Consider the following 9,416-nt stretch of genomic DNA (forward strand, 5'->3'; position numbering starts at 1 on the left):
GTCGAGGACACCATGAATTTTGATTTCTCGGAAGAAGCACTCGCCATCGGAGAGGAAGCAAAGCGGACGCTTGTGCGTCAGGATAGCTTGCGCGGTTCCCGACGCGTACTCGATGGTTTGTGTCCCTACGACGAACCGCTGTGGCGTCTCGTTGCGGAGCTGGGATGGACGGCAGTGTCGCTTCCCGAAGCGTATGGAGGCTCTGACCTGTCGGAGGAAGTGTTATGTATGCTTGCCTACGAATTGGGCCGGGCGAACGCAGCGATTCCGTTTTCCTCGTCCGTGTATTTCGCGACCATGGCGATCAAAATCCACGGGTCTGTTGAGCAGAAGCAACGACTGCTGCCCGCACTTGGTGCGGGTAAGGCGATAGGTGCATTCGCGCTTGCCGAGGGCTTCGAGGCAACCTGCACCGGACCTTTCTCGGTCAAGGTCAAAGGTGACCTTATGAGTGGCACCAAATGGCCCGTGACGGATGGTACTTATGCCGAGTTCGCTATCGTCGCTGCGACGGACGGCTCGGATGACGGTATCTGTGGTCTTTATCTCGTCGACCTGAACGCGCCTGGGGTCGACCGGCAGCGCCTCGTCACGTTGGACCCGACGCGCGATCACGCACGTATTCGGTTCGACGGCGCTCATGCTGAACGGTTGGGATCGGTGCGGATGTCGGCGGAGGACATGCGCGCCTTGATTGCGCGCGCCGGGGTCCCGCTTGCATTCGAATTGCTGGGCGGTGCACAAGCCTGTCTGGACATGGCAGTCGAATATGCAAAACAACGCTATGCGTTTGGACGCCCGATCGGTTCCTTCCAGGCCATCAAACACAAATTGGCGGATATGTACATCGCCGTTGAGCTGGCCCGGTCAAACGCCTATTTCGCTGCATGGGCGCTCGCGGGCGATCCATCGAAGCTGACGATTGCTGCCGCTTCAGCGCAGGTTTGCGCATCGACCGCCTTCCAGCTTTGCGCGAAAGAAAACATTCAGGTGCATGGTGGCTTCGGGGTGACCTGGGAGGCTGACTGCCATCTTTATCTAAGGCGCGCAAAGATGCTGGCTGCGCTGATTGGACCTTCCTCCGATTGGAAAGAGCATATTGTGAGCGAACTTGTCCGGCGCCCTGACCTCATTACGGGATGACATCATGGATTTTGACGACAAGCCAGAAGAAGCATCGTTTCGCGCCGACGTGCGCAGATTCCTCGAGCAGAATGCCCGGCGTAAGCGTGAGACTTCAACGCGTCTGTCGCAAGGCGCGCCCGATGCGGAAATGGTCAAGCGGGCCCGAGAATGGCAGGCAATCAAGGCCGATCATGGCTTTGCGTCGATCCAGTTGCCGAAACGGTGGGGTGGTCGCGAAGGCAAGGCGATCGAACAGGTTATTTACAATCAGGAAGAGGCACACTTCGATGTACCTCGTGGTGTATTCGAAGTGACGCTCGGCATGTGCATACCAACACTGCTGAGCTACGCGGGACCGGCGGTGCTGGAGCGCCATGTTGGTCCAGCGCTCAGAGGCAAGGAACTCTGGTGCCAGCTTTTTTCCGAGCCTTCTGCCGGATCTGATCTCGCCGCGCTGCGCACGCGCGCGACTCGCGATGGGGAAGACTGGCTCGTCAGCGGGCAGAAAATCTGGACGTCGCACGCTAACATTGCGGATTTCGGCCTCTTGTTGGCTCGCACGGATACGAAAGTTTCCAAGCATGCGGGCCTCACAGCGTTCTTCATCGATATGCGTTCGCCCGGAATCGAAGTCAGGCCGATCAAGCGGATCTCTGGCGATCATAACTTTAACGAAGTGTTTTTTGACAACGCGCGGGTGCCGGATGCGCAGCGCCTCGGTGCCGTGGGGGAGGGGTGGAGTGTGGCTCTGACCACACTTTCTCACGAGCGGCTCGCCATCGCGGAGACAAGCGGTCCTACGTTTGCAGACGTATTCGCGCTATGTTCGGAAACGAGGATCGGCGGGAAGTTGCCGGTTGAAAACCAGAGTGTCAGGGAGAAGCTCGCAGACTGGTTCGTTCAAGCCGAGGGCGTTCGATATACACGGTATCGTGTAATGACTGCCCTGTCGCGCGGGCAGAAGCCCGGTCCCGAGGCATCCATTGCCAAGGCCGTCAATGCCACCAGGCTTCAGGAGATCGCCTCGCTGGCACTGGATATGATGGGGCCAGCCGCAGTCGTGAGCGATCCAGATCAATCGCTATACGGTGGACTTTATCAGGATGCCTATTTATATGCACCGGGAAAACGGATTGCGGGCGGGACAGATGAGATATTGAGAAACATCATTGCCGAACGGGTTCTGGGCTTGCCTGGGGATTTGCGTGCGGACAGAAACATGCCCTTTGACGAGATACCCATGTCGTCGTCCCGATAAGGAGGCGATTCACCACCGCGCACGCTTCGTCACCATTGAGCAAAGCATCAAACGGGATCGGAACATTCGCGGCCCAACGAACTTATTTTCCGAAGTGGGTGTGACCATGGCAGATTGCATTAGTGAATACAATTTTCAACTCTACATCGATCCGTATGACACGCGCAGCGCAGTGATCGGAGACACGGACGGAACGGTCGTGGCGACGGTGAACCGGTTTGCTACGCGGCATGGAGACGGTTTCGCCGTTGCTCGCCTTTTGCGTGCTGCTCCCGCGATGCTGAAGGCACTCGAGGTTGCTCTGGACGCGTACAGTCCGAATTCGCACCTGCTTGGTGTGGAGTGCAACCCGCTGCAGAGATTTGCGGCGTCGACGATACGGGAGGCTATTGGCCTTGCCTTATATGGTTCGCCCGACGAGGTCCATCGGATGGGTGACGGACAATTTGGAGCGCTTGAGCGGGCTCCGTCCTGTATCGAGTGAGGTGACAGCAGTGGCGACTTTTGTTCTTGTTCACGGTGCCTTCCATGGCGGCTGGTGCTATAGCCGCGTCGCGCGAATCCTGCGGGCCGCCGGTCATGATGTCTTTACGCCAACCTTGACGGGTCTTGGCGAGCGTACGCATCTAGCGCATATGTCCGTCAATCTTTCACTTCACGTCGAGGACGTGGCCGCGGTGCTGCGCAACGAAGAGCTCACGGACGTCATACTCTGCGGCCACTCTTATGCTGGCATGGTGATCACGGGCGTAGCAGCAGCCGAAGGCGAGCGCATCCGCACGCTCGTCTACCTTGATGCCATTGTTCCGCAAGATGGTCAGTCATTGTTCGACGTTGTCGGGCTCGAAACCATGCAGCGCACGGTTGCCGCTGCTGCACGGGACGGTCTTGTACCTTCACCCGGAACAGCGTTCTTCAATGTCAATTCGGCTGATTCGGAATGGGTCGAACGCCGCTGCGTGCCTCAAGCCGTTGCCACCTTCGTTGAAGCGGTGCGCTTGACTGGCAGGGAGCGTGCAGTGCGCAATCGCACATATATGTTTGCCAGCAACTATGGCTATGCCCTGAACCGCGAAATATTTGACAGACTAGGTCAGGATCCTGCGTGGCGCACCGTCACCATCGACGCAGGCCACGACATGATGATTGATGCACCAGAAGAGCTCGCACAGGCGTTGCTCCAGGAAATCGGACGGTAGCCGAGCAAAACGATGGCCCTAGAGCGTGGCCGAGCGGGGCGGGCGAAGATTGCGGGTCGGACGATGAGCGGAGCGTCAATGCCACTTCAACATGGCGGTGACTCCGCCGTCTACCAGGATGTCATTTCCAGTGATGAAAGAGGCGGCGGGGCTGATCAGCCATTCCATGGCCGATGCGATATCGGCCGGTGTGCCTATTCGCGGCAACGCTGCGCTCTTCAACTTTTCGGCAACTGCTGCGGTCCTCAACTCTATGGAAGCCGTTGGGGAAGAGATAATGTGTACGAACGCCCGCAGTGGATCCAGTGAGTCGACGAGATTTGCGAATTCTTCGACCTATCGGGCATCAGGGGTATCGAGATGCTGAGTGATGACGGTATAGCCTTCTTCGCTCAAAGCACGTTCAGTCGTGGCGAGACATCGGGTGTCGAAATCTCCGAGTACTACGGCGCGGCCGGGGTCTAGCCGTCGCGCACATGCGCTTCTCCAGCCCTCCTGTCGATTTCGTTTTCAATCCACCGTTTTTTGCGACGCGTTTCTTGATAACTGATTTTGCATCAGTTACATGCGTTAGCACGAACGTTCTTTGAGTGATTTGATGCGATAGAGTCCGAGAAAATGCCGATGAACGCGTCAGTCGTCGGACAAAAATATATGTTATAAACTGACTATGTGTTATTTATCTGCGTATGATCGAACGATGGGCGGGGACTGTCAAGCCGGATCGTTGATCTGGCTGTGCTGTCCTGGATTTCCGATGGGTCATTTCGCCCGTCTGGTCAAGTTGAAGGGCACTGTTTTTGTCATGGATAGAGGTCATGGATAAGCGAGGGTTTGAACCGGACATCTCGGATGCGAGGACGTGTGCAGAACTTACAGTCAATCCCGATCCTCCAACTGCATCCCGATTCCTTCCCATGGCGATGGCCAGTGCGCTATTCATGGATCTGCTTGATACCTCTGCATTGGGTGCGGCGTTGCCGACCTTGGCCCGGCAGTTTCACACGAGTCCGTTGCAACTGAAGTTTGCGTTGACGGCGTATCTCATGACGATGGCGGTGTTTGTGCCCGCAAGCGGTTGGCTTGCGGATCGCTATGGCGCGCGGCGCGTCTTCGTGAACGCCGTAAAGATCTACCTGCTGGGCTCCCTTTGCTGTGGGCTGTCTGACTCTGTGTCGACGCTTGTCGCGGCACGTGTTTTACAAGGCATCGGCGGCGCGATGATGACGCCTGTTGCTCGACTGATTGTCGTCGCAACCACGCCGCGCGAGCGGCTGGTTCACGCGATGAACGCGTTTACGATGCCAGCTGTGATTGGGCCGTTGCTCGGGCCTCCGTTGGCGGGTCTCTTGCTGGAGGTGGCAAGCTGGCGATGGATTTTTTTTATCAATTTGCCGGTTGGGCTGGTTGGAATCTTCGCAGTGCTTCGCATCGTACCGCGTCTTCGTCATACTCATCCCGGAAAATTCGACTGGATTGGTTTTCTATTGGCGGCATGTACGATTATGGCTGTTGTCAGCCTGTCCGAGACGGTCGGGACAGGATTGCTTTCGACTGGTGAGCAGATCGGCTTGGTGGCTTGCTCGATAGTCGGCGGTGTGGCGTTTGTGTGGCATGCGTTGCGAAGCAAGGCGCCCATGCTGGACCTGCGGATATTTTCGAAAGCCACTTATCGGGCCAGCATGATAGGTGGCTCGCTGATGCGTTCAAGCATCAGTGCCGCGCCTTTTTTGTTTCCCCTTCTGTTCCAGATCGGACTCGGATGGTCGCCTGTGCGGTCCGGATTCGTCATGACCGCCGTCATGCTTGGTTCTATCCTCGCAAGGTTCGGAGGAACCCTCACTATTCGGGCGATGGGATTTCGCAGGGCGCTACTCGCCACGGCGATTTTGACCGCCATTGCCACAATGGCACCGGCGATTTTCCGCAGCAGCACTCCAGCGATATTTATAGTGGTAACTCTGGTAGCAGGGGGATTCTTCAGGGCGGCGCATTTCGTTGCCGCTTCTGCGCTTGCGTTCGCCGATGTGGATCCTGCAGAGGTGAGCAGGGCGTCGACATTGTCAACGGTCATTCAGCAGATCAGTCTGGGTTTGGGGATCAGCCTTGCAGGATTCACGCTATATCTGTCTGCGGGCGAAACGGGTCGCTTGACGGTGAGCGATTTTACGTTGTCTTTTGTCGCGCTGGGTATCGTGACCTTGTTGTCGATCCCTGTTTATCTGGCGCTGGATCGGAACGCGGGAGCCAATATGAGAGATCGCGGTGGCTCGCAAACAAAGTGAGCTACTTGCGACATACCGGTCTTTCCAGCCGCAACATCCGATCAATTTCTCTGTCGTTTTGTAGGTCAAATTCCTTCTTTTGCGCTGGGATAGTGAGCAGCCCGCGGTCCGCGACCCGGATGAACAGCCCCTTTGGTCGGTGAAGGGATGACTGACTCAACGCGCGGAGTCATTCGCAACTGCGAAGCCAGTCAACAGATTTCCCAGGATTCTTGAAAGCCTCGGTGTAATGTCGGCGACGACATGGCTGAGTCGCGGGTCGCTTTGGTACAACGGCAAAACCTCGGGGGCCGGTGTTGCCATCTGCCACAGAGCACCAGCCATGCACGTCGCCGTGGAAATAGCATCGATAGCCTGACCTTGCGTGAGTGACGCACGATCCTGCAACTGGGCCGCAACGGCGTAGATCGCGTCAAGCGCGGCGAACTTAAAGGTGCGTATCGCATCCAGCGACACGTGGCGCTCAAGGCTGAGTGCCGCGTGCGCAACGAGATCGCAGAAAAGGGGGCGTGCGCCTAGCGATCTGGCAAGCGCAGCAGCGACGGATGCCGGCGACGCTTCTCCTGATCGCTGAAGGCGCTTGATTACATCCTCCGCCCATTCGTGCCAGGCCGATGCAGTCAGTATGAGGAAGATCTGCTCTCGTGTCTCGAAGTAGCGAAGCAGCGCCGATTTGTGCATACCGACCGCGTCTGCGATGTCCGTCAGTGACACGTTGCCTACGCCTCGCTCGGTACCGAGCACCCGTGCGGTCTCAAGAATCTCGCTCACGCGCAGTTGCTTGGCCTCAAGGCTGCGAGCGCGCTGGAAAGTAGGTGTAGTCATGCGATCACTTTAACAAAACAGCGTTTCGTTAACGTTGGATCTGTGCTCAAATGGCTTATCAACATGAATGTTTAATTCTGAAAAAGGTCATCATTATGAGTTCCCAGATCTGGTTCATTACTGGCTCCTCTCGCGGCTTCGGGCGCGCGCTGGCAACGGCGGCGCTGGAAGCCGGCGATTCCGTGGTCGCCACCGCCCGCCGTCCCGAGCAGCTCGCCGAGCTGGTAAAGCAATATGGCGACAGGGTGTTTCCGGTCGCCCTCGACGTCACCGATCCCGCAGCGGCTGTTGCGGCCGTTCAGGCGGCGGTCAGCCGCTTCGGTCGACTGGACGTCGTTGTCAACAATGCAGGGTATGCCAACGTGTCTCCGATAGAAACCACGAGCGAAGAGGACTTCCGCACGCAGTTCGAGACGAACTTCTGGGGCGTCTACAACGTTTCAAAGGCGGCTCTGCCGACTTTGCGCTCGCAGGGACACGGCATCGTAGTGCAATTCTCGTCGATTGGTGGACGGGTGGGTGGTACGGCCGGACTCGGCTCGTATCAAGCCGCCAAATTTGCAGTGGACGGTTTTACCCGCGTGCTCCAGTCGGAAACGGTGCCGTTCGGTATCCAGTGCATGGTAGTCGAACCGAGCGGATTTGCTACCGACTGGGCGGGTTCGTCAATGAATACTCCCGACATACCCGCAGAGTACGACCAGACCGTGGGCGAGTTCGCGCGTATCTTGGCTTCAGGGATTGCGTTGGCAGGCGATCCAAAGCGTGCGGGTGAGATCCTCGTCCGGGTCGTCAAGCACGGCCAGTTACCGACACATCTGCTGCTTGGGACGGGTGCCGTGCAGATGGCGCAGGCATATTCAAAGCACCAGATTGTCGAGGCTGGTGCGTGGGAACAGGTTAGCAGCTCCGCCAATTTCGATCAACTGTATCCCGTCGATCTTCCTGCGGACAACGCGTAGCGGTTCCTGCCTGGCCGTGCGGAATATCCAGGGATGAAAGATTAATATCCCCTCCCTTGTCTCTTTCATCGCTGTCAACAAACCAAACACGACGCTGCGGGCAGCGCTGGCGTGATCGTAGGAAGCCACACGCCAAATAACTGCGCGATCGAGATGCCCGAACTCGGCGGGTCGAACTCGAGCCTCGTAGTCGAGGGCGCAGGTACCGTCGTCAACGGCGGCAATCTGCCGAGGTCGTGGGACAGGCCAGCTCCAGCAAGCTGGTGTTCAGTAACGGTGGAGTCGTGAGCGTCGCGAATGCGGGCTCGCTCATCGACCCATGGGGTTTTGGTGATCGGCAATCCCCCAGGGTCCAGCAGCATGGTCGAGGTGCAGCGCGCATCGGAAAGTTTGCTGAATTGGTGCTATGGCCATGTACGGCCCTTCGCGAATGAACCTGTGATGGTCGCTTCGTGTAAATTGCGACCGTCGTCGTAACCATGCTTAACATCTCCAGCATGCGAGTTCGCGATGACTAAACTTTCGGCGACGCTACGACGGAAAGCGGATCACCAAAATAGACCCCAAGCTTCCGAAAGCGAAGCGTTGTGAACGAATACCATTCTCTTGCTGAGTCCGGACAGATTGGGGAAGATGTCGCACAACGTCAGTCACTTGAGCGCCTCAAAGGTAACGCGTGATTTTGCAGGGAGTGCAGAGGGGGCAGTGCGCCCGCAAAGACTAAATGTTTTGATGTCGCCTGAATCGTTGCCCGAGTGGGTACAGGTCCGCCGTTTACGTGTGTCGATAATGTGAACCATGTTTTGGATGGATTCGTTTGATGGCTGACCATTCTTCCACTGGCGTCTGGCTTAGCGATGGCATGATGGCGGAGCCAGACGAGCGGCCGGTCCCATCGGCTCTACATGCGCGAATCGAAACCTAGTGTGGATGTACGAGCAGAACCAGAGCTATCTGTTCCCGCACGAAACGACGGGAGAGTTTGACTACGAGCTGTTTTCGCAAGAAGGATTGAACATCGCGCAGGCGATAAAAGCGGAGCTGCCGGAGTGGACGGTCATCTATTTCGCTGAAGCTGCGTTTCAAGACCGGGTAGAGAGCGGGAGTCTGCCGCGAAGCAGGTAGGGCACGAGATACTGAAGTTTCGCCTTGCGGTGATAGCGCGGGTTATCGCCGCAATCGCCCGGCGGCAATGTCTCTGGAAATGGACTGGGAGCAGGGCGTCGTCGTTCGTGTTGTGCTATGAGGGGAACCGGCGCGAGGGAAGGACTGCAGTTCTTAAGGTTTGTTCGACGCCTGCCCATGTCTGCGGGCCGGGAAGCGTGCGCCGGCGCGTGCGGGCAGGCGTTGAATAAACCCGAAGGGAGGAAACCGCGGGGTGCCCCGATGCAAGGGGAGCTTTCGGGCTATGGCGATTGATGTGTGAGGATGCGCGGCGGGATTGCAGTATGCGCGGCCAGGCGGGATGCGGTATGGGCGCTGATGTTGTGTCGAAGCGATGCAGTCGCGCAATCGTGATGGCGAAGCGGAGGTGTGAGGGGCTGCGGAGAGCGACAGGCGCAAGCGTTCGCTCGCGGGCCGCGTTGCCGCAAAGCCGGCGGTCGGGTTACCCGTCCTGGAACAGGCGCGCTCATGTCTGGCCCCGGCGCGTGGGTGGTGCGCGAATCGGTGCGGTGCGCGCAAGGATATCGATGACGATCATGGTCGCACCGCAGTGCCGGCAGATGAAGGTGGCCCGCGTTTCGGGGACGGTTTCGTGCGG

Annotated in this window: 9 protein-coding genes and 1 pseudogene; 7 read left to right on the top strand and 3 right to left on the bottom strand. The window is 57.8% G+C overall.

Annotated features, from left to right (window positions below):
• Positions 1 to 12: 12 nt before the first annotated feature.
• The 4 genes from P3T40_RS37260 (at position 13) to P3T40_RS37275 (ending at position 3,582) form a co-directional block, all read left to right on the top strand.
• Positions 13 to 1,143, top strand: coding sequence for an acyl-CoA dehydrogenase family protein (locus P3T40_RS37260; protein WP_429272701.1), 1,131 nt, complete (start codon positions 13 to 15; stop codon positions 1,141 to 1,143).
• A 4-nt stretch (positions 1,144 to 1,147) separates the two neighbouring features.
• Entirely contained in the window at positions 1,148 to 2,383 is a 1,236-nt protein-coding gene (locus P3T40_RS37265) for an acyl-CoA dehydrogenase family protein (protein ID WP_429272702.1), read from the top strand.
• Positions 2,384 to 2,489: 106 nt separating this feature from the next.
• Positions 2,490 to 2,867, top strand: a complete 378-nt coding sequence (locus tag P3T40_RS37270; RefSeq protein WP_429272703.1) for a hypothetical protein — start codon at positions 2,490 to 2,492, stop codon at positions 2,865 to 2,867.
• A gap of 10 nt (positions 2,868 to 2,877) precedes the next feature.
• Positions 2,878 to 3,582, top strand: coding sequence for an alpha/beta fold hydrolase (locus tag P3T40_RS37275; protein WP_429272704.1), 705 nt, complete (start codon positions 2,878 to 2,880; stop codon positions 3,580 to 3,582).
• Positions 3,583 to 3,657: 75 nt separating this feature from the next.
• On the opposite strand, the gene P3T40_RS37280 is transcribed toward P3T40_RS37275, so the two are convergent.
• The gene (locus P3T40_RS37280) at positions 3,658 to 3,831 is read right to left on the bottom strand and encodes an SDR family oxidoreductase (protein ID WP_429272705.1); all 174 of its coding nucleotides are present in this window, start codon (positions 3,829 to 3,831) and stop codon (positions 3,658 to 3,660) included.
• A gap of 569 nt (positions 3,832 to 4,400) precedes the next feature.
• On the opposite strand from P3T40_RS37280, the gene P3T40_RS37285 reads away from it, so the two are divergent.
• The gene (locus P3T40_RS37285) at positions 4,401 to 5,867 is read left to right on the top strand and encodes an MFS transporter (RefSeq protein ID WP_429272706.1); all 1,467 of its coding nucleotides are present in this window, start codon (positions 4,401 to 4,403) and stop codon (positions 5,865 to 5,867) included.
• A 156-nt stretch (positions 5,868 to 6,023) separates the two neighbouring features.
• Here the strand turns inward: P3T40_RS37285 and P3T40_RS37290 are convergent, their stop codons facing one another.
• A complete protein-coding gene (locus P3T40_RS37290) occupies positions 6,024 to 6,692 on the bottom strand; it encodes a TetR family transcriptional regulator (RefSeq protein WP_429272707.1) in 669 nt (222 codons plus the stop codon).
• Positions 6,693 to 6,787: 95 nt separating this feature from the next.
• On the opposite strand from P3T40_RS37290, the gene P3T40_RS37295 reads away from it, so the two are divergent.
• Together P3T40_RS37295 and P3T40_RS37300 are read left to right on the top strand one after the other, a co-directional pair.
• Complete coding sequence (locus tag P3T40_RS37295; protein WP_429272708.1) at positions 6,788 to 7,654, top strand: SDR family NAD(P)-dependent oxidoreductase; 867 nt, start codon at positions 6,788 to 6,790, stop codon at positions 7,652 to 7,654.
• 930 nt (positions 7,655 to 8,584) lie between these two features.
• Complete coding sequence (locus P3T40_RS37300) at positions 8,585 to 8,779, top strand: hypothetical protein (protein ID WP_429272709.1); 195 nt, start codon at positions 8,585 to 8,587, stop codon at positions 8,777 to 8,779.
• A 505-nt stretch (positions 8,780 to 9,284) separates the two neighbouring features.
• Here the strand turns inward: P3T40_RS37300 and P3T40_RS37305 are convergent.
• Positions 9,285 to 9,416: pseudogene (locus P3T40_RS37305) on the bottom strand (IS91 family transposase); the annotation flags it as partial.

Source organism: Paraburkholderia sp. EB58, assembly GCF_050436665.1.
In the GTDB taxonomy this organism is placed as follows: Bacteria; Pseudomonadota; Gammaproteobacteria; order Burkholderiales; family Burkholderiaceae; genus Paraburkholderia.